Source organism: Acidaminobacter hydrogenoformans DSM 2784 (genome assembly GCF_900103005.1).
Lineage (GTDB): Bacteria > Bacillota > Clostridia > Peptostreptococcales > Acidaminobacteraceae > Acidaminobacter > Acidaminobacter hydrogenoformans.
In genome coordinates this window covers 78,698-100,422 of sequence record NZ_FMWL01000006.1, presented here as the reverse complement: position 1 = coordinate 100,422, position 21,725 = coordinate 78,698, and the positions used below count along the sequence as shown (strand labels likewise).

The 21,725-nt window shown below is 52.9% G+C and carries 15 protein-coding genes; 14 read left to right on the top strand and 1 reads right to left on the bottom strand.

Annotation, left to right across the window (positions count from 1 at the left end):
• Positions 1 to 24 precede the first annotated feature (24 nt).
• Positions 25 to 1,170 carry an alpha/beta fold hydrolase gene (locus BLP63_RS07845; protein ID WP_242870844.1) on the bottom strand — a complete coding sequence of 382 codons (1,146 nt, stop codon included), beginning with the start codon at positions 1,168 to 1,170 and terminating at the stop codon, positions 25 to 27.
• A gap of 529 nt (positions 1,171 to 1,699) precedes the next feature.
• Between BLP63_RS07845 and BLP63_RS07840 the strand changes: the two genes are divergently transcribed.
• From BLP63_RS07840 to dinD, 14 genes are all read left to right on the top strand, one after another.
• Positions 1,700 to 3,118 (top strand): sigma-54 interaction domain-containing protein, encoded by a 1,419-nt coding sequence (locus BLP63_RS07840; RefSeq protein ID WP_092590365.1) that lies wholly within the window; start codon positions 1,700 to 1,702, stop codon positions 3,116 to 3,118.
• A 239-nt stretch (positions 3,119 to 3,357) separates the two neighbouring features.
• Positions 3,358 to 4,395 (top strand): L-erythro-3,5-diaminohexanoate dehydrogenase, encoded by a 1,038-nt coding sequence (kdd, locus tag BLP63_RS07830; protein ID WP_092590363.1) that lies wholly within the window; start codon positions 3,358 to 3,360, stop codon positions 4,393 to 4,395.
• 1,042 nt (positions 4,396 to 5,437) lie between these two features.
• Complete coding sequence (gene kamA, locus BLP63_RS07825) at positions 5,438 to 6,691, top strand: lysine 2,3-aminomutase (protein WP_092590362.1); 1,254 nt, start codon at positions 5,438 to 5,440, stop codon at positions 6,689 to 6,691.
• A gap of 62 nt (positions 6,692 to 6,753) precedes the next feature.
• Positions 6,754 to 7,794: a lysine 5,6-aminomutase reactivase subunit KamB gene (gene kamB, locus BLP63_RS07820; RefSeq protein WP_092590361.1), complete on the top strand. Its 1,041-nt coding sequence runs from the start codon at positions 6,754 to 6,756 to the stop codon at positions 7,792 to 7,794.
• The gene (kamC, locus tag BLP63_RS07815) at positions 7,791 to 9,515 is read left to right on the top strand and encodes a lysine 5,6-aminomutase reactivase ATPase KamC (protein ID WP_092590360.1); all 1,725 of its coding nucleotides are present in this window, start codon (positions 7,791 to 7,793) and stop codon (positions 9,513 to 9,515) included. The genes kamB and kamC overlap by 4 nt, the downstream gene beginning before the upstream one ends.
• 172 nt (positions 9,516 to 9,687) lie before the next feature.
• The gene (kamD, locus tag BLP63_RS07810) at positions 9,688 to 11,253 is read left to right on the top strand and encodes a lysine 5,6-aminomutase subunit alpha (RefSeq protein ID WP_092590359.1); all 1,566 of its coding nucleotides are present in this window, start codon (positions 9,688 to 9,690) and stop codon (positions 11,251 to 11,253) included.
• On the top strand, positions 11,253 to 12,041 hold the full coding sequence (gene kamE, locus BLP63_RS07805; RefSeq protein WP_092590358.1) for a lysine 5,6-aminomutase subunit beta: 789 nt from the start codon (positions 11,253 to 11,255) through the stop codon (positions 12,039 to 12,041). The genes kamD and kamE overlap by 1 nt, the downstream gene beginning before the upstream one ends.
• A gap of 320 nt (positions 12,042 to 12,361) precedes the next feature.
• On the top strand, positions 12,362 to 12,808 hold the full coding sequence (locus BLP63_RS07800) for a hypothetical protein (protein ID WP_139159796.1): 447 nt from the start codon (positions 12,362 to 12,364) through the stop codon (positions 12,806 to 12,808).
• A 254-nt stretch (positions 12,809 to 13,062) separates the two neighbouring features.
• The gene (locus BLP63_RS07795; RefSeq protein ID WP_092590356.1) at positions 13,063 to 15,729 is read left to right on the top strand and encodes an ABC transporter substrate-binding protein; all 2,667 of its coding nucleotides are present in this window, start codon (positions 13,063 to 13,065) and stop codon (positions 15,727 to 15,729) included.
• A gap of 14 nt (positions 15,730 to 15,743) precedes the next feature.
• Positions 15,744 to 16,517: a Na-translocating system protein MpsC family protein gene (locus BLP63_RS07790; protein WP_092590355.1), complete on the top strand. Its 774-nt coding sequence runs from the start codon at positions 15,744 to 15,746 to the stop codon at positions 16,515 to 16,517.
• A gap of 111 nt (positions 16,518 to 16,628) precedes the next feature.
• Positions 16,629 to 17,231 (top strand): hypothetical protein, encoded by a 603-nt coding sequence (locus BLP63_RS07785; RefSeq protein ID WP_092590354.1) that lies wholly within the window; start codon positions 16,629 to 16,631, stop codon positions 17,229 to 17,231.
• Between the two features lie 253 nt (positions 17,232 to 17,484).
• Positions 17,485 to 18,948 (top strand): MBOAT family O-acyltransferase, encoded by a 1,464-nt coding sequence (locus BLP63_RS07780; protein ID WP_092590353.1) that lies wholly within the window; start codon positions 17,485 to 17,487, stop codon positions 18,946 to 18,948.
• A gap of 46 nt (positions 18,949 to 18,994) precedes the next feature.
• Positions 18,995 to 20,242, top strand: a complete 1,248-nt coding sequence (locus tag BLP63_RS07775) for an alginate O-acetyltransferase AlgX-related protein (protein WP_092590352.1) — start codon at positions 18,995 to 18,997, stop codon at positions 20,240 to 20,242.
• 336 nt (positions 20,243 to 20,578) lie between these two features.
• Positions 20,579 to 21,436, top strand: coding sequence for a DNA damage-inducible protein D (gene dinD / locus BLP63_RS07770; RefSeq protein ID WP_092590351.1), 858 nt, complete (start codon positions 20,579 to 20,581; stop codon positions 21,434 to 21,436).
• Positions 21,437 to 21,725 lie beyond the last annotated feature (289 nt).

Sequence of the window (21,725 nt, the reverse complement as noted above, 5' to 3'; positions counted from 1 at the left end):
AAAATGAGGATGGGTCCACTGTGCTTATTGATGAGATTCCAATGTTTCAAGCCATTCAACAATATCATCCAGCATCAGCTTAATGTTTCCAATTTGACAATGGTGATTGGCATAGTCTTCTTGTTCATAGACCCTGTCCTTCAGAGATTTGACATTTGTAAACAGTTTCAGCTGGATGTCATGCATTTTGAATGGAATAAAATGATCATCTCGCCCTGTGAGATAAAGGACGTTCTGCTTAATGTGGTCGCAATTTAAATTCTGCTTATTTAAATTCAATGAATACTCAAAGGCCTCCAAAGGATCCTGTTTTGTTATGTGGGCCAGGTTGTTAACTTGCCAGCCTTTAATACCGCCCCGTGCGGCCATTTTTTTGAAGGATCTTCCAGTATAGGCGCGGAAATACTTGATAAAGAACATCATAAGCCATCTTGCGAAGGCAGGAGGGATTCTTGAGTAATCTACCGCATGGCCGGACGTGATCACGTTTTTAATGCGCGGTTCAAAGGCAGCAGCTCTTAAACAAAACCATCCACCCATTGATAATCCAAATAAAGTCGCGTCGTTCAAGCCATAGTGGTCCAAAACAGCTTTGACAGGCTTTTCCCATTGATAATCCAGTGGGACACCTTGCTTAATGAGCATATGCCCCTGACCAGGTCCTTCAAAAGCAATGACATCGAAGCCGTTCGTACTCAAATATTCCATGATTAAATACCACTCTTCCAGAAATGAGTCGAAACCTCCGTGAAGGAGGATAGTGCCTTTATGATCAGACTTCGACCTGATCCGCAGTACGGGTAGCTCGGTACGGTCTGTATATGGAATAAACTTGCGCTCAACCAGCTTGGAATCTATTGTTTGATAGAATAAACCAGAAAATTTATCATAATAAAATTCCTTGTCGGGTTGATCTCCATTTATTGTGTAAAATTCAGCTGCGCGGTAGTAAAAAGCTGCATTACGGAGGCGGTTTTCACTGGTGGCTTTTTCAGCCAATTGCACCATTTCACTTTTCCAATCTGCAAAAGTTATGATTTTAGTACCAAGGCCTTGAAGATCTTCAGAGGGCATTAACCCGAGCGAATGCCACCGGTTAAGTTGGAAGTTATAGGTCGGATCTTTGTGGAAATCACGATAGCCAATTGGGAATGCTGTAGCAAAGTCCATGTTCACAGTTAAGCCCTCCTTACAGCAGTGGAAGAGTGGGTCAGTTTAACGGACGACAGAAATCGCCCGCCTGGCAATGGTTCGTTGGGTGGAAAACGTTGGGTGGAAAATGAGCTTTTTTCGCACCTCATTTATACCCGGTATTATAAAATTTTACCAGTGAAGTAGAGAACTGTAATATCAAGAGAGCTTGGGCTTAATTTCCGAAGTTTTTTGTTTTTCCTACCCACCAACACACGGGTTGTGATACACTACAAAGAGAAGATGCCGAAATTACGGCGGCTATATGCTGGAATTTCGGCAGTCGCTGAGTCTATGATTTCACACTGTGAAATTTACTCATAATAGTTAAATCATCATTTTTTGAAGCCGGCTGAAATGCCGTGATTGCGATCCGTCCCAGTCCCGCACCACGTGTCCCTGTCCCGCACCACGCGTCCCTGTCCCGCGCCACAAGTCCCTGTCCCGCACCACGTGTCCCTGTCCCGCGCCACAAGCCCCTGTCCCCCACCAGAAAGGAGCCCCCGCCATGGTCAGCCTGATTGACGAAAAAAACCTCAGTATCATCCTGGACCACGTTTCTGACGGCATCCAGGTCATCGACATAGAAGGGCGCCTGGTGTTCTGCAACCGCCTGGCGGCCATGCTTGACGACATCAACATTGAAAATTCATTGGGCAAGCACCTCTTTGAAATCTACCCCTCCCTGGACGAGGAGAACAGTACCCTCTACAAAGTCCTGCGGACGGGGATCCCCATTTATAACCACGAGCAGACCTTCACCACGTACAAAGGCAAGAAAGTCGCCACTGTCAACACCACCCTGCCCGTCCGAAAAAACGGCCACCTGGTGGGCGCCATGGAGATCTCCCACGACATCTCCGCCGTCATGGCCCTCAGCGAAAAGGTCGTCACCCTGCAGAACAAAATGTACGGCTCAAAGGACACCACCGCCTCGGATGATGCCCACTTCACCTTCGACGACATTGTCACCCGGAACGCCCGCATGCTCACCGCCAAGTCCATGGCCATGAAGGCCGCCCGCATAGACGCCCCCGTCATGATTTGGGGCGACACCGGCACCGGCAAGGAGCTCTTTGTTCAGGCCATCCACAATGCTGGCGGGCGAAAGAAGCGCCCCTTCATTGCCCAGAACTGCGCCGCGCTGCCCGCCTCACTCCTGGAAGGCATCCTCTTTGGCACTGCCAAGGGCGGCTTCACCGGCTCCACCGACCGCCCGGGCCTCTTTGAAACAGCGGACGGCGGAACATTATTTCTCGATGAAATCAACTCCATGCCCCTGGAGCTCCAGGGCAAGCTCCTGCGCGTTCTTCAGGACGGCACGTTCCGCCGTGTCGGCGACACCCGCACACGCCATGTGGACGTCAAGCTTCTGACAGCCACCAACATCGAGCCCCTGGAAGCCGTCCAGCACGGCATGCTCCGCAGCGACCTCTACTACCGCCTCAACACCATCACCCTCCACCTGCCAAAGCTCGTCGAGCGCCGGGATGACATCCCTCTCCTCGTCGACCACTTCATCAAGAAATTCAACGACCGCCTCTACCTCAACGTCATGGGCCTCGACGAAGCCGCCTTCTCCGCCGTCATGCGCTACGACTGGCCCGGCAACGTCCGCGAGCTCGAGCACGTCATTGAAGGCGCCATGAGCATGATGGAAGGCCGCGAAATCACCCTCGACGACCTGCCACAGACCCTCCAGCGCGCCACCAGACAGCGCCTCAGTCCCCAGGAACCAGAAACCTCTAAACTGCCGATAGTCGAGGCCATCGCCCGTCTCGAAGCCCAGTACATCGAGGAGGCCATGTCGGTGACAGGGGGCAACATCACCCGCGCCGCGGAGCTGCTGGCGCTGCCAAGACAAACCCTGCAGTCGAAGCTCAAGAAGCTGAAAGAAGGCCAAGATGCCGAAAATTCGGCGGTTTAATGGCAAAAAGAAGCGGATTTGCGGTGGGGTTGGGGGAAGGGGGACCATCGGCAGATAGGTTTTTCAAAATTGAAAAAGAATTTTTAAGGCTCAAAGCGTTGAAAATAAAAGGGTTAAAGGAATCTCCGGAGCGGCCAGCCGGGGATTCGTTATTTTTTTGGCATGGCGATTGCAATATAGTATCCCGAAGTCAAACGACAGGTGTGCGCACCTAAGTCCAAAAAGCGGGGGTACATAGCATGAAAAAAGGATGCAAATTTGGTACACACAGAGTTCTTGAGCCAGTGGGCACGCTGCCACAGCCGGCGCTCAAAATTGACAACACCATGGAGATCTACGACAACGAGATTCTGATCGACGTTCAGACGCTGAACATTGACTCTGCCAGCTTCACGCAGATCAAGGAGCAGGCGGGCGGCGACCTTGCGAAAATTGAAGAGATTATGATGGGCATTGTCGCGTCCCGCGGCAAGCATCATAATCCGGTCACTGGCAGCGGCGGCATGCTGATTGGCACAGTGAAGGAAATTGGGCCGGCCCTTGAAGGCAAGACCGACCTGAAGGTGGGCGACAAGCTGGCGACGCTGGTGTCCCTTTCCCTGACCCCACTGAAGATCAACGCGATTAAGGAAATCCGCAAGGACATTGACCAGGTGGACATTGATGGTCAGGCGATCCTCTTCGAAAGCGGCATCTACGCGAAGCTGCCTGAGGACATGCCGCAGAACCTGGCGCTTTCCGTCCTCGACGTGGCAGGTGCACCGGCTCAAACGGCGAAGCTCGTCAAGGAAGGCGACACGGTCCTCGTCCTGGGCGGCGCTGGCAAGTCCGGCATGCTGTGCCTCTACGAAGCCAAGAAAAAAGCGGGCCCGACTGGCAAAGTTATTTGCTATGGCCGCAGCGAGAAGTCCATGGAGCGCGTCAAGCGTGCGGGCCTGGCAGACGTCCTCATCACGGGCGACGCTACCAAGCCGGTTGAGATCCTTGAAAAAGTACGCGAAGCTACGAACGGCGAGATGTGCGACGTGACCATCAACTGCGTCAACATCACAGGCACGGAGATGTCCAGCATTCTTGCTACGAAAGATACCGGCGTGATCTACTTCTTCTCCATGGCTACCAGCTTTACGGCTGCGGCCCTTGGCGCGGAAGGCGTAGGCATGGATACCACCATGATCATAGGCAACGGCTACACCAAAGGCCACGCCGATTGTGCCCTCAACTGCATGAGAGAAAGCGAAGTCCTGAGGGAGATTTATACAGAGTTGTATGCTTAATTTTCCGCTTTGCGGAAAATTGAGCATACTGGTAATAGATTCACGAAGCGCACAGCGCAGTGAATCTATTACAGTGGAGTAGGTTGAAGGAAAACGTGCAGAGGCACGTTTTCCGCCTCGCATGAGTGTTGGCTAAAGCTGACACCATAAATACTTAAGTCAAATCAGAGACTTGGGATTGCGAAAGTAAGATTATTTTTCAGATTAGAACTGGTCACTGTTTACCATGGTTGTTCAGAACGGATGGCGCCTGGGGAGGAGAAGGGGAAGAAGATAGAGATTAAGGGAAATAATACTGGAGAAAAAGGAGTAAGGTAAAGTGCCGGGGATAAGATGCCTCGAACTGAAAGTGAATATGTTTTGGCAACAGCAGGGAAATTACATGTAGGCGAAAAAAAACAACCCGACCCCGAACCCAAGCCGCAGGTGAAACCTGCAGCATGGGTGAGAGTAATAGATTTGCAAAGCAAATCTATTACATGGTTAATCAAAATAAGTACATAATTGTCATATCAGGTTACAGCCTAATGTTCTGTTAGGCGAAAAAAAACAACCCGACCCTGCCATGCTTTACCCGAAGCAAGCAGAACCCATCAGGCTGTAACCGTGTCTGGCAACGTGTAACCCGAAGCAGAATGTTCACCCAAAGCGCAGTCGGGCCCAGTCCCGCACCACAAGTCCCTGTCCCCAACCAAAACTCCGGAAAGTCCCTGTCCCCCACCAAAAACCCCAGGCCCCGTCCGAACTCTACATAAGTGGAGGTGAAGCGCTCCCACCCAAAGCGCTTTCACCAGAAAGACCAGGACAATCTTACTGAAGCAATCCCGAGCTCGTTTGAACCATAAATAAAAGTGTAACAATGTTAATATGAGAAAGAGGTGACTATGAGGTCTAAGAGGTTGGAAGTGTGACCATCGGCGACCTCTATAGTCATTTGGTGCTGTCTGGGGTGTGTCCGCAGGCAGTGAGCACGCGTTGGGCGGTGTCCTGTGGGCATCATCCGTTACCGTAAGATCCCGACTATCAGAAGGAGGCCTTCCGAGTGAAGTATTACAACGAGATCGAGCTTTGGAAAGACGTCACCGAGGAGCAGTGGAACGACTGGCGCTGGCAGGTCCGCAACCGGATCACAACGCTGGAGGACCTGAAGAAGGTCATCAACCTGACGCAGGAGGAGGAGGATGGGATCAAGAAGTCCCTGGAGATCCTCAGAATGGGCATCACGCCTTACTACGCTTCCTTAATGGATAAGAACGATCCGGGCTGTCCTGTGCGCATGCAGGCGGTGCCTACGATTCACGAGACCCATAAGAGCGCCGCGGACATGGACGACCCGCTCCACGAGGACGCGGACTCGCCTGCGCCAGGGCTGACCCACCGTTATCCGGACCGGGTGCTGTTCCTGATCACGGACATGTGCTCCATGTACTGCCGTCACTGTACGCGCCGTCGCTTCGCGGGGTCTCAGGACCAGCAGTCGCCTATGGACAACATCAACAAAGCCATTGAGTACATTCGCAACACGCCGGTGGTCCGTGACGTGCTCCTTTCCGGGGGCGACGCGCTGCTGGTGTCGGACGAGACGCTGGAGTACATCATCAAAAAGCTCCGGGAGATCCCGCACGTGGAGATCATCCGCATTGGTTCCAGAGTGCCGGTGGTCATGCCGCAGCGGATCACGGACGACCTGGTGAACATGCTGAAGAAGTATCATCCAATCTGGCTGAACACGCACTTCAACCACTCCAAGGAAGTCACGCCAGAGTCGAAGGAAGCCTGCCGCAAGCTGGCGGACGCGGGAGTGCCGCTTGGCAACCAGTCCGTGCTGCTGAGAGGCGTCAACGACTGCGTGCACGTCATGCGAGAGCTGGTGCACAACATGGTCAAGATGCGCGTACGTCCTTACTATATTTATCAGTGCGACCTGTCGGTGGGTATTGAGCACTTCCGTACGCCGGTGTCCAAGGGTATTGAGATCATTGAGGGACTCAGAGGGCATACGTCTGGTTACGCGGTACCGACCTTTGTCGTGGACGCGCCAGGGGGCGGCGGCAAGATTCCGGTCATGCCGCAGTATCTGATTTCCATGTCGCCGGAGCGCGTTGTGCTCAGGAACTACGAGGGCGTTGTCACGACTTATACAGAGCCGTCGCCTTATCAGGAGGTCTGCCACTGTGAGGTTTGTGAGGGCAAGCGCGCCCACAAGGTCACTGGGGTAGGCGGGCTCCTTCAGGGGAACCAGGTCAGCCTGGAGCTCAAAGATCTCGACCGTTACAAGAGAAGTCATCACGAGTAGAAGTCATTCTGATCAATAAAACGAGAAAAATTTCTGTGAATCTGTGAAGAGGAGGTGACCACATGTCTATTCTTGATCTGATCCGGGGCAACTACCGCATTGTGTCTGTGGTTGGCATGGCGAAGAATGCCGGGAAGACGTCTGCGCTCAATGATATTTTGTATAGTGCGTTTGACGAAGGCGTTCGTTTGGGACTGACGTCCATCGGCAGAGACGGGGAGAGGGTGGATGTGGTCACCTGCACAGAGAAGCCCATGATTTACATAGAGCGGGGGACGCTGATCGCGACGGCGGAGAGTCTGTTCCACTGTTCGGAGGCAAAGCTTGAAGTGCTGGAGATGACGGATTTTCAGTCGTCCCTGGGCCGGATCGTCATTGCCCGGGCGGTGAACAGCGGGAACGTTGAGATTGGCGGGCCCGTGACCAACCAGGAGATCCGGGAGGTCTCGGAGCGGATGCTGCAGTACGGGGCGGAGCTCGTGCTGGTGGACGGGGCGCTTGACCGGATGTCCAGCGCGTCACCGGCGATCACCGACGCGACCATTCTTTCCACAGGGGCGGTGCTCAGCCGGGACATGAACAAGGTGATCGAGCAGTCCATCCACCGGGTGCACCTGCTGCAGCTGGAGACGGTGGTGGATCCCGTGGTCAGGCTGCTGGCGGAGGAGTGTCTGAGGGCGCGGCTGATTGCTGTGATCGACGACGCTTTTGAGGTGAGAAGCATTGAGGCAAAGACGGCCCTGGGGGCCGGGATCAAGATCGCGGAGGCGCTGGACGAGCATACCCGTTACGTGGTGCTGCCGGGGTCGCTGGTGACGAAGACCATGCGGGACCTCGTGGCCGCGAGCAGTCATTTTAAAGGGATCACGCTGATTGTCCGGGACGCCACGAAGATTTTCGTGGACGCCAGGGACTGGCAGCTGTTCCGGCGGGCCGGCCTGAAGGTGGAGGTCATTGAACCTATAAGGGTGCTGGCAGTCACCATCAACCCGTACGCGCCTCAGGGGTATTATTTTGATCCCAAGACCTTCCGGCGCCGTATGTCAGAGGATCTGCTGCCCATTCCCGTGTTTGATGTCATGGAAGGGGAGGCGGACCTATGAAGCCCTTCAGCCTTGAAGTATTCAAGAATCTGGATCTTGAGGATATATTCGAACGCATAGTGGTGCATACCCCTTATGGAGAATCTGAAAAGAAGGCCATGCTGCCTTTTGGACCGGAGGAAACCACGGCGCTGATCGCGGAGCTGGACAATGTGGAACGCATCACGGCGCTTATTCGAGACAACCGCTATGCCTTCGTGGACATGCGGGGTACGTTTTCCCGGATCAAGGATCTCAGAGGGACTTTTTTGCGCCTGAAAGCCGGCGAGGTTTTAGCGGTGACGGAGCTGTTCGAGATCAAGATGCTGTCCCTGGCCATGAAAAAGCTGTCAGAGACGGCAGCGACGCTGAAGGCGGGGTTCTCTGGCGCTGCTTTTGCGACACCGTCCTCAGAGCTTCACAAAGGGCTTCCGGCTGACGCTGCCGTCCACGCCCTGCCTGAGGTGGACCAGCTGCTGGATCCCGCCCGGACGGGGACACCGACCTTTTATATTTATGACGATTACGCGCCGGAGCTAAAGGCGGTCAGAGACCGGTTGAGAGCCCTTGAGGATCAGATACAGCTGGAGCGAAAGCGCATCCGCGGGGCGCTGGAGGCGCGGCTTGGCGTCAAAATAAGGCCCAGCGGCGAGCTGGCTGTGGGCAAAGATGACCGGGCTTTGATTGAACGGCTGAATAACGAGCCTGATCTGGTCTACAGCGCGGAAACTTATGTGAACATTACTTACCGATTAAGGGGCAATGAAGCCATTGACCACATGTGCAGCCTGGTGGAGGACCTGCGGTCTGAAGAAGAGTCTGCGGAATTTGAGGTTAGAAAAATCCTGTCCCAGACGCTGAGGGCGCTCCTGCCTTTTCTTGAGGAAAACATCAGGGCTATTGGGCGGCTGGACTTGCTGACGGCCAAGGGCTACTTCGCTATAGGCTTTGACTGTGTCCGGCCGGACATCATTCCGCCCAAGACGGGGGCGGCGGACGGACTGGCCACGGGGGTCCTTGAAATCACGGAGGGCCGGCACCTCAAGGTCGAGCAGCAGGTCAAAAAAGCGGGTGACGGCGCCCGCTATACGGCGGTGGGCCTTAGCCTGACGCCGGGTGTTACGTGCATCACCGGCGCCAACATGGGCGGCAAGACGGTGACCCTGAAGATGGTGGGCATGCTGACGGCAGTGGCCCAGTATGGGCTCTTTGTACCGGCAAAGGCCATGCGGCTGACGCCGCGGGCGTTTATCTATACCTCTATTGGAGACCTGCAGGACGTGGACCAGGGTCTCAGCACTTTTGGAGCCGAAATCCTGAAAGTCTCAGAAGCCGTAAAGCTTTCGTCGAGTCCGGGATTGATCCTGATCGACGAGCTGGCCAGGGGTACAAACCCCAAAGAGGGCTTTGCCATCTCCATGGCCATAGTGAACCACTTGAAACGGGCGGCGGCCATGACGCTGATCACGACCCATTTTGACGGTCTGGCAGACGCGCGGGAGGTGCGGCACCTACAAGTGCAGGGCCTCAGCTTCGTGGATTTCAAATCCGTTCTGCTGGAGATGGAGAATGATCCAGAAAAGGGGATTGAGCTTCTGAAGCGGTCCATGGACTACCGGCTGAAAGAAATCCACTCGCCTGAAGAGGTGCCAAAGGACGCGATCCACATTGCCGCGCTGATGGGCCTTGACGATGGGATTCTCAAAGAGGCGCGCAGGATCCTGGTGACGCCGAGGGGTTAAGTTGTAAGGATAGAAATGGCCACTGGCAACTGGTCTGCTGGCCGGATGGACAACGGACCAGCTGGCGTTTGGTGGGTGCCTGTCCCCGACCAAACCTTCAGGCGGTGCCTGTCCCCAACCAAACCCTCAGGCAGTGCCTGTCCCCAACCAAACATTAAAGGAGTGAACATCCATGCACAAGAACAAGCTGAACCTGGACTTCGGCCTGGTGGAGGAAGCCCGCAAATCCGCGGCCCGAATCGCCGGGGACATCCAGCCCTTCATAGATCAGCATTCCAGCGTCACCGTCGAGCGCACCGTCGCGAGACTCCTTGGCATTGACGGCGTCGACGAGCTCGACCGGCCGCTGCCTAACATTATGATTGAAGCCATTAAGAAAGAGGGCGGACTGCCTCTTGGCGCCGCTTACTGGATAGGCCGCGCCATGCTGGCCACCGGGAACACCCCTCAGGAAATCGCGGAGGCCGTCGCGGCAGGCGAGCTGGATCTGGCAAAGCTGCCTGAAAAGCCCCTCAGCGACATCCAGGCTGCCATAAACAAGGTTGCCGTCCAGACCGTCGAGCGCATCCGCGCCAACCGCAAGGTCCGCGAAGATTTCATCAAGAATGTGGGCGAAGGCCCTCAGCCATACCTTTATGTTATTGTCGCCACGGGGAACATCTACGAGGACGTCCTCCAGGCACAAGCGGCGGCAAGGCAGGGCGCTGATGTCATAGCGGTCATCCGCACGACGGCCCAGTCCCTCCTTGACTACGTCCCATACGGCCCAACTACGGAAGGCTTCGGCGGCACTTACGCCACCCAGGAAAACTTCCGCATCATGCGCCGGGCCCTGGACGAAGTGGGTACCGAAGTCGGCCGTTACATACGCCTCTGCAACTACTGCTCAGGCCTGTGCATGCCTGAGATCGCCGCCATGGGCGCCCTGGAGCGCCTGGACGTCATGCTCAACGACGCCCTCTATGGCATTCTCTTCCGGGACATCAACATGCAGCGCACCCTGGTAGACCAGTATTTCTCAAGGATTATCAACGGCTTTGCCGGCATCATCATCAACACCGGCGAGGACAATTACTTAACCACTGCGGACGCGGTTGAGGAAGCCCACACGGTCCTTGCCAGCCAGTTCATCAATGAGCAGTTTGCCGTTCGCGCAGGCCTCCCGGAAGAGCAAATGGGCCTCGGCCACGCCTTTGAAATGAATCCCAACGTCAAGGACGGGTTCCTCCTTGAATTGTCCCAGGCCCAGATGGCCCGGGAAATCTTCCCGAAAGCGCCCCTTAAGTACATGCCGCCTACGAAGTTCATGACCGGCAATATCTTCAGGGGCCATATCCAGGACGCGCTCTTCAACATGGTCTCCATCATGACCAACCAGGGCATCCAGCTCCTGGGCATGCTGACGGAAGCCATTCACACCCCGCTCCTCCATGACCGCGCGCTCTCCATTGAAAATGCCCGCTACATCTTCAACAACATGCGCAGCATCAGCGACGAGATTGAGTTCAAGGAAGGTGGCATCATTCAGAGCCGCGCCCAGGCCGTCCTCACGGACGCAGCGGAAATGCTGAAGGACATTGAGCGCGAGGGCATTATGTCCACCATCGAAAAAGGCAAATTCGCCGGCGTCAAGCGCGCCATGAACGGCGGCAAGGGCCTGGACGGCGTCGTGGTCAAGGATCCGCTCTACTTCAATCCATTCATCGCGCTTATGCTGGGAAAGGAGGGAACCCTCTAATGACTGCCCATAGCCACAAAACCCCATCCACCACAGCCCAAGCCACAATAGACCTCACCAAAATCAAGCCTTACGGCGACACCCTCAACGACGGCATGATGCAGTTCAGCTTCACCCTCCCCGTGCCTTATTCCGATGAAGCCCGGGAAGCCGCCCGCCTCTACCTCCTCAAAATGGGCGTGGACGAGCCCCAGATCAGCCACTACGAGGACCTGGGCGTAGGCTACACCTTCTTCGTCTGCTATGGCAAGGGCACCCACACCGTGGACTTCACGAAAATTGAGGTCCCTAAAGTCGACGTGGAGGTCATGGACAAGTACGGCGTTGAGGCCTATATCAAAGAAAACATCAAGCGCCCGGTGGTCATTGTGGGCGCCTGCACCGGCACGGATGCCCACACGGTAGGCATTGACGCCATCATGAACATGAAGGGCTATGACGGCCACTACGGACTCGAGCGCTACGAGGGCATTGAAGCCTATAACCTGGGCTCCCAGATGCCAAACGAGGAGTTCCTGGCAAGAGCTATCGAGCTGAACGCGGACGCGGTGATCGTGTCTCAGGTCGTCACCCAGAAGGACGTTCACATACCAAATCTGACCAACCTCATTGAGCTCATCGAAGCAGAAGGGCTCAGGGACAAGCTGGTGGTCGTCGCCGGCGGTCCGCGGATCAGTCATGAGCTGGCCAAGGAAATTGGCTATGACGCGGGTTTCTCCACGGGCAGCTTTGCGGAGCACGTGGCGACTTTCATAGTCACCCAAATGGTTCAGCGAGGTCTGGTATAGAGCACTTTTACAACAAAGGGAACTGGCTGAGGCTGGTTTCCTTTTTCTTTTTTCAGCGGTAGTCCTATTTGCAAAAAAAATTTAGTCAAAATCCCAGTATTTATGCAAAATTGTGACTTTCCAAACTCTGGCAAGTACGGTATCATATTAAAATAAAGGACTTTGTATAAGCATACACCCTTAACCCCCTGCCCAAGAGGACGGCGTCAAAACTGACTCACCAGTACCAAAGGACTCAAAAAACGAATAACCTCAGCACTCTTACACTCCAGCAAGTATTATAGTCTTACCAAAGCATAAACCAAACGAGGTGATCCGCCGTGAAACAAAAGTCCCAACGTCCTGCCCGAGGGTTGTCATTATACATGTCCATCCTTTCCGCAGTGGCTATAGAAGCCTTCACCTATTTTGAATTTGAGCCCACCACCCTGTTTTTTGGTGCCTGGACCGCAGTCTTTGCTGCGCTCTCCCTGTGGGAACTGACCCATGAGGTTAAGCGCTCCCGCGAGACGGAGGAGAAGGTCAGTAGCCGTGCCTTGCCTGCAGGATATAAGCCTGTTCTGGTCATAGATCTCGATAAGAATGGACAGTATGAGGAAGAGGAAGCTGTACCGGTTATGAGCTCACAGAGACGCCCTCTGCTCAGAGACAGAATCTCCCATCTCAGGGGACTCGAAGAATGTCTGCTCATTGTGTCCTTTGGCATCTTGGCTTTGGTCAATCTGAGCCTTGCCCTTGGTGTGGCATTTTTTGGACTTGTGTTATAGTCCATCCCTGTCCACCGCAGCAAACCGTTTAATGAGGGGTGGGAGAGGCTCTGTCAAAAATGAATAGGCAATTTCAAGCCTGCACAGGCTTTTTTTTATGCGCAAAATGAGGCGTCTGAGCCCACGCCGCTTCTTTTACGCAAGCCACCACATTTTTTTGAGTAGTCCTTCAATTTCCGCTATAATAAGCTCAGAGGATTGATTAAGCAAACGGCGCACCCCGCCTAAACTTGACGAAAGGAGGAAGGCCCAAAATGTTCAGACACCAAAAAGCCCAGAACACCAGTGCTTTGCCGATGGTCTTGGAGCGCCTCCTCCTCCTCCTAATCCTGCTGAGCGCCGCCTGCCTGCCCCTTCAGCCCACCTTTGCAGACCATAGCGCTGAACTGGACAAGGTCGTCCTCCAGCTCCGTTGGGATCCCCAGTTCCAGTTCTCCGGCTACTACCAGGCCCTCTGGCAAGGGTATTATGAGGCGGCAGGCCTCGAGGTCGAAATCCGCCATGGCTTTGATGAGAACCGGCAGGTGCTCCGTCCCACCGAGGAAGTCAAAGATGGCCGCGCGGACTTTGGCATAGGCACCTCGGACATCCTCCTGGACATGGGGGCCAGCCAGCTGAAAATTGTCGCCTCCTTTTTCCAGAAGAGTCCCACAGAGTTTTATATGCTCGAGGAGATGCCTTTTGAGGATCTATCAGATTTCAACACTTTGAATGTCGCAAGGCGCCGGGATGACACCCTGGACATTGAGCTCCAGGCCATGCTGGTCTCCCGTGGCATTATGCCAAATGACGACCAGCTCAGTGACGCGTCTATGAGTATAGCCTTCCAGGACCTTTTGACCGGACGCTTTGATGTGATTCCCAGCTATCTCGGTACCATGGGCTACTATGCTGCAAAGGAAGGCGTAGGCGTCCGTGTGATCCGGCCTATTGACTACGGCATTGATTTTTACGGGGATTCCCTGTTTACTTCCGCAAGACTTGCAACGGAAAATCCGGAGCTGGTGGAACGCTTCCGAAGCGCCACCATCAAGGGCTGGGAGTACGCCCTTCAGTTTCCTGTAGAAACCTCCATTGCCATAAGCAGCGAGCTCCCGCGAGTAGACATGAGCCTCCAGGAGCATACCGGCTACAACCGTTTTCAGGCCAGCGTCGTTCAGGAGCTGATGCTGTATCCGGTGGTCGCCGTAGGCAACCTCAACCCCCTGCGCTGGGATCACATGCAGCAGACGCTTAAAGAGCTGGGGTTCATGGCAGAGACTTATCCCATTGAGAGCATCCTGTTTGACTATGATGCCATACAGGAGGCGAAGCGGATTGAAGCCGCTGAAAAGCGCCAAGGGCAGATTGTCAGCTTTGTCATTTTGTTGGTCGTCCTGTTTGTGCTGTTTTTATTCGTGCGAAACCGCGAGCTCAATGATGAAATCCAGGAGCGCATGAAGGCAGAAGCGACCCTGTCCCGCTCCTACGCCCGTCATCAATCCATCTTTGACAATGCGGTCCTCGCCATCACCATGGCAGACGAAAATGGGATCATCCTCCAGGCCAACGGCACCTGGGCCCGGCAGCTCGGTTATCCCCTTGAAGAACTGATTGGCATGAACATTCTCGACCTGATTGCACCAAGCTCGAGAGATCAAGGGAAGGCAGAGCTCGCCGCCCTTCTGGAAGGACGGCAGGAAGAGATTGAGTTCGAACGGACCTATATCCGAAAAGATGGGGGCCTGCTCTACGCCCGGGTTTTCATGACCCGGATCAAGGACCCGGAGACGGATGACATGGTCAACCTGGCCATGATTGAGGACATCACACGGGACTTTCTCGAGGAAGAGGCCGTCCGCCGCAGCGAGGCCCGCTTCAGGGCTATTGTCGACGACATTGCCGCGGAAATTGGACCGGAGGCCCTAAGACCACTGAACGCGGTTGCCCTGGACGCTACCGGCAGAGACCGCCTGAGTCAGAAGCTTGAGCAGATCAACCTTGAGCTGGAGCGGCTGTTTAAAAAGGAGCTGGACGAAAACCGTCAGAAGGAAGCCCTTATTGCCCATCAGGGCAGGCTCGCGGCAACCGGCGAGATGGTGGCCAACATTGCCCACCAGTGGCGCCAGCCGCTTAATAACCTGGCGCTGATCCTCAGCAATCTGGAGGATGGCTACCAGTATGGCGACCTCCAGCCGGATGAGTTCACCAAATCCATAGAAAAATCAAAAAGACTTATTAAAAAGATGTCCGAAACTATAGACGACTTCAGAGATTTCCTGAAGCCGGACAGTACCCCGGTTGTTTTCTCACCTCTGGAGGAAATAGAAACCGTACTGGATCTCCTGGAAGAAAACCTCCGCTTTAATAAGGTGAAAGCGGCTATTCATCCTAATGCCGCTTTCAGGCTTTCGGGCTCCAGGCAAGGCTTCTCCCAGGTGCTGTTCAATTTAGTCACCAATGCCATTGATGCCATGTCCATGGCGGGGGTCCCAATGGACCGGCGCTTTATTGACATTGAACTGAACGCGCCTGAGGACTGCAGCTGCTTGGAAGAAGGCAGTACCCCGCTTTTGGAAGCGCCCGTTCTCCAGGAGGCGGATGCCTGCTGTGAAATCGTGGTGCGGGACTCCGGGCCTGGCGTACCGGAGTCAATCAGGGAAGACGTTTTCAACGTCTATTTCACCACCAAAACAGGGGGCAAGGGTACAGGCCTTGGGCTGTACATTGCGAAATCCATTATTGAGAATCAGTTTGGCGGTCAGCTGGTTTTGCTTGATAGCCAGGCCGGCGGCGCAAGCTTTGCCATCCGGATTCCGGTTAAAGCCATGGTGTCCGGGGATCAAAGGTCTGCCCCAACCGGCGCGGGGACAGAAGAGGATGCCAAGTTAAAAGAGCTTGGTGGCAGCCGACCATTGGCACAGAACTATTTCATGCGATAAAGGAGTGAGGTCCAATGACGCAGCCAGCTTCAACACTACTTTCTCATATTCGTCTTCTCTATGTGGAGGACGAAGCAGATACCCGAGAGGAGTTTTCCAAATTTCTGAAGCGCCGCGTGGGGAAGCTGATTACCGGCGAAAATGGTCAGGATGGCCTGAAGCGCTTTGAAGAGCAGCCGACGGACATCATCCTGACGGACCTACGGATGCCGGGCATGACGGGCCTGGATATGGTGCGGGCGCTGCGGGAGAAGGGCTACAGGACGCCAGTGATCATTCTTAGCGCACTTTCTGACTCTGACACCATCCTGGAAGCGGTGGACCTGGGGATTGTCAAATATCACGTGAAGCCCGTGGATACGGCAGTGCTGGTGACCCAGCTGGAAGCGCTGGCGGAGCAGGTGCTGAAGTCCTCGGTGCGCACGACGCTGATTGCCCATCAGCTGGTGGACCCTGAGCAGAAGCAGGCGCTGGAGAAGGCCCTGCGGGGCGAGATTTCCGCGCTCATCAAGGAGCGAAGCGGCAAGGGACCAAGGGATCTGCAGGCCTTTATCCACGGCGACAGGATTGAGATTACCGCCCGGGGAACGCTGACCGCCCTTGAGAAGACCATTCTGAACAACCGTCAGAACATCAAGCTTGTGGAATATAACCGCCGTGTCTTCTATCTGGAGTCCAGCCATGAGCTGGAGACGGCGATCTCCGGCGTCCTTGGGGCGCCATGCAAGCTGGAGGATGTCACGGTGGACGGTGTCCATGATGTGGATCAGCTTGTGTTTAAGTTTTGAAATAAGTAGACCAACTTCATAATCCCTTCAAATTCCTCCTGTATAGTAAAGCCATAGAAACAACATGGCTGAAGTGAAATGGCCAAATACATCCCTTAGGAGGAATTTAAAATGAAAAAAATGTTATTGTCCCTTTCTCTGATTCTCGTACTCGCCCTCGGTTCTGTTGTGGTCTTCGCAGATGAGACACCTACCGTAAAAGGAAGCGTTGAAATCCTGTCCGAGCTCAGCGGTCTTTCAGAAGAAGCCATTGTAGACGGCGTCAAGGCAGGCAGCACACTCAGCGAACAAGCACAGGAAAAAGGCGTTTTCGACCAGTTCGTCGAGGCAGTCAAAGCGAACAGAGCTCTGAGAATTGAGCAGCTGGCAGCAGACGGCAAACTCACCCAGGAACGCGCAAAGGCTATGATTGACTTCATGCAAAACTATGACTGTGACGGCACTCAAACTCACGCTATGCGCGCTGAGCTCAATAACGGCGAACGCTTTGGACTTGGCAATGGTCAGGCCGCTGGCGGACAAGGTCTTGCCAAGCAAAATGGTCTTTCTAATGGCAACCCTGAAAACGAAGCTGGACAAGGCTTGAGAAATGGCATTTCAGCTGAAGGCAGCACCGGTGGCAGAGGCATGATGCGTGGTAACACTCAAGGCGCAGGCCAAGGCATGGGTGTAAATGGTTTCGGTATGGGCGCTAACGCAGTTCCAGCGCAGTAGTCAATAACGGCTTAAGGCTCAGTGTTTAAGTGAATCCCCTCCCTTGTTAATAAGAACTAACTTCAAAAATTCCTGGCGGAGCAGCACGATCCGCCAGGAATTTTTTCAGAATAGACATGAAACTTGTGCTGAGATATAATGGTCAAAGTGGTAATTTGACATATGTCAAATTGATGGATTAGGCAGGTTTGGGATCTTGGTGGACACCTGCAGCTGATCCAGATCAAGTCTTTTTCGAAGGGAGTCAAGCCCAGTGCTGTTCTCATCTTTAGTATTCCTTTTCCTGTTTCTCCCCGCTGTTTTGGCGGTGTATTATCTTGCCCTCAGAAAGCACCGCCAAGCCCAGAATATTTTTCTTTTATTGGCGAGTCTGGGCTTCTACGCCTGGGGGGAGCCTTGGTTTGTGCTGGTGCTATTGCTGTCCATAGGCGCCAACTGGGCGTTTGGTCTGCTCATGGACCGCGTTCGTGCTGACCGGATTCGGTCCCGCTGGGTCATTTCCGCCATGCTGCTCTTCAATTTGACCATCATTTTCATTTTCAAATATCTGATGTTTACCTTAGATAACTTGAACCGGCTTTTTGGTCTGTCTATTGAGGTGGCTCGGATTGCCCTGCCCATAGGAATCTCTTTTTTTACGTTTCAAGCCATTTCCTACGTGTTGGACATCTATTATGAGCGCGGCAAAGTTCAGAGAAATCCCCTCAACGTAGGCCTATACATAGTCTTTTTCCCGCAGCTGATCGCCGGACCCATTATCCGCTACGAAACTGTGGCAGAGCAAATTATGGGCAGGCGGGAGAGCTTCGCGGACTTTTCCCATGGCGTGACCCGCTTTCTTTACGGCCTGTCGAAAAAAATTCTGCTGGCCAACAACTTCGCGCTGCTGGCGGATAATGCCTTTAATATGTTGCGCTGGGACGGCCTTTCAGCGGCCTATGCCTGGATGGGAATCCTGGCCTATGCTTTCCAGATCTACTTTGATTTCTCCGGCTATTCGGACATGGCCATAGGCCTTGGAAAAATGTTTGGCTTTCATTTCCCTGAAAACTTCAGCTATCCCTACATCTCCCGCTCCATTTCGGAATTCTGGCGGCGCTGGCACATTTCCCTGGGCAGCTGGTTCCGGGAATACGTCTATATCCCTCTCGGTGGTCGCCGCGTAGGTTCGAGGAGAAGACTCCTGATCAACCTGTTTATTGTCTGGGGTCTGACAGGCCTCTGGCACGGCGCCAACTGGACCTTCATCAGCTGGGGGCTCCTCTACTTTGTCTTGATCGCGGTAGAAAAGCTCTTCAGCTTCGAAAAGCGCGTCATCCCGCTGGCGGACCGAAGTCTGCTGGTCTCCATACTCACCCGCAGCTACACCCTGCTGATGGTCTTATTTGGCTGGGTGCTCTTCCGGGCGGAAAGCATTGCGGACGCGTTTAAATACCTCAAGATTATGCTGTTCCTTTCTGATGCCCCTGCCTATAATCTTACCGCTGTCATGGACCTTAAGGAAAACGCCGTGTTTTTCTTCTTTGGCGTCCTGTTCTCCATGCCCGTTGCGAGGTGGCTGTCCGCCAGGTTTGATGCCCGCTTCGAAGACCGTCTGGGAGGCCGATGGTCCCCTGCCGACCTCCGGGGCCCCATCACGCTCCTCGCCCTATTCGTCATCTCTATGGCCTATTTGGTCAAAGGGGCATATAATCCGTTCATTTACTTCAATTTTTAAAATAATTATTTCAATAAAGTTTTTCTCGAAATGAGGCTTGTCTGATATGAAGTTTGACCTTGAGCATCACCCAAGAGAGCGCTTGACCGCAGCAGGGTTTCTGATTCTGCTCGCGGTTTTCTTCGCGTTTTTTGTCAGTGACTTCACCACTTTGAAAGATGAGGCACTGCTGCGTTATCAAAATGCCTCAGCGGCGGCGGTTGCTGCCGGAGGGCCCGGCGGGGAAGGGCTAACCCTTGCCCGCAGACTGGAGCTGGCGGTGGACAGCGTCGAGCAAACCGTGAATGAGAAGATCCGCTACCGCGAGAATTTTATTGAGCTCCATGGCCTTACCCAAAAGCTGATGGCCAAGGATGTGGTTTACGACTATAACTACGGCTCAATCTATAAAACGAGCTATGGCCAAATTACCTCCACGGTCAACAGGGCTGAGGTCGAGGCGGACCTTGAGGGCATCCGGCAGCTGAAAACAGAGCTGGACGCCTTAGGGCTTGACTTGCTGTACATCCAGGCGCCCTTTAAGCTGCCGGAGCACGAGCAGCAGCTCCCGCCCCATGTGAAGGAGTATGCCAATGACAATGCCAACCGTTTCCTCTCTGGCCTTGAAGCTTCGGGCATAAACTATTACGACCTGCGCCCGGAATTTTTTTCAAGCGGCATGCCCCAGAACCAGCTGTTCTATGACACGGATCACCACTGGACCATTGAGGCTGCCCTTTACAGCACGGGGTTGATTGCCGGGCATCTCAATGACGACTACGGCTTTGAGATTGACCCGGAGCTTACTGATCCAGGAAGGTATGACTTCAAGAAGTACGAAGACTTCTTTTTAGGCGCTATGGGACGCCGGGTGGGAAAGCTATACAGCGGTCTTGACGGCTTTACGGTTGTGACGCCAAAGTTTGAGACGGACTATACCGTCACTGAAAAGGATGTCGATCCGGCGGTGATTCTGGAAGGCAGCTTTGAAGAGGCCGTCCTCGTCGATCACTACCTCGATCCCCTTGCACCGGTGGACACCAACCGCTACGCCGCCTACCACGGAGACCATGCTGAGCTGATTTTGACCAACCACCTTGAGGAGAAAGGCCGGATTCTGATGGTCAAGGATTCTTTTGGCCTCCCGGTATATTCATTTCTTTCCCTGGGGGTGCATGAAATCCGGGCGCTGGATGTGCGGCTTTATAAGGGTTCTGTTGCTGAATACGCCAAAAACTATCAGCCGGACCTGGTCATCATCCTCTACAATCCCAACAGCCTGGCGGCTTCGATGTTTGAGTTTTCTGGAAATTGAGAGGGTGGGAACTTATGTTGGTGATTAAAAGTGATTGTACAAGAAATGCCTAATAGTTTTTAATGAAAGGCTGCCTTACTCACTATTTAAGTAAAAATCAGGTAAATTTATTGTCGATGTTCAGAACATATGTTTTTATAATCTGTTGTTGGGTATACTGATGTTATTCGCATAGATGTGTAGCGTATTGATGTTGGCCAAAAAAATAATGATACTATTACGAGGATTATCGACTGTACTTGCGTTAGAATTATTTGATCTTTTTTTATTGTTCAGGACGATTTATCAATTCAAGTTAGATAAATGTAAGATCATCAGACCGAGGAGGCGCATAATGTGTCAAACCTAAATGCTGAGGAATATAAAACTTTCGAAAGCATAAGGCATGTGAAGGATAATGGCATTGAATTCTGGAACGCACGTGAGTTGGCTGATGTGTTGGGATATGTTCAATGGAGAAATTTTCTTAAAGTAATTGATCGAGCAATTCTTGCTTGTCAAAACAGTGGATATGTTTTAAAAGACCATTTTGCTGAGGTCAGCAAAATGGTTGTTATAGGAAGTTCGACACAAAGAAAAGTAAAAGATTTCGAGTTAACGCGTTATGCTTGTTATCTAATCGTTCAAAATGGAGATCCAAGAAAAGAGATAATTGCTCTTGGACAAACTTATTTTGCAATTCAAACCCGACGTCAGGAAGTTCAAGATGCGTTTAACCAGTTAGACGAAAACAATAAAAGATTGGTGGTTAGAGGAAACATTAAACAATGGAATCAACTATTGGCTGAAGCGGCTCATAACGCGGGTGTAATTACTGATGAAGAATTTGCGATTTTTCAAAACTCCGGGTATATGGGATTGTATGGGGGATTGACGGTCTTTGACCTGCATGAAAGAAAGGGCCTTAAGAAGAACGAGAAAATTCTAGATTATATGGGGAGTACAGAGCTGATCGCAAATTTGTTCAGAATCTCACAGACAGAGGAAAAGCTTAAGCGTGATGAAGTGAAATCAGCAGTGGATGCAAATAATACGCATTATGAGGTAGCTGAGAAGATACGCAAAGCAATTATTGAAATGGGTGCTGTTTTACCTGAAGACATGCCCGTTCCGGATAAAAGTATTCAAACCATTGAGCGTGAAGAAATATTGAAATTAAGGAAATCAAAACAAAAGCTCATGCTGGATGAATAATGATTGGGAGGTGCTCTTTTCTTTGGACTTTTCAATCAATTCAGGTAATTGTCAAACTCTTTTTGTGATATTTTCACAACGAATTTTAATCCTAAGCCTCAAAACGCCATTCCTGAACTTGACATTTTGGAGTCCCAGACGTATAATAGTGCCGTAGTTCGGGGAAACGCCATGTTCACCGAAAGACAATCAACTGCATATTAAGCGCTTGATAATGCTTAAGAATTTTGGGTCTTAAACAGGTCAGCCAGGGTATATATACCTTGTGCTGACCTTTTATTTTTGAATC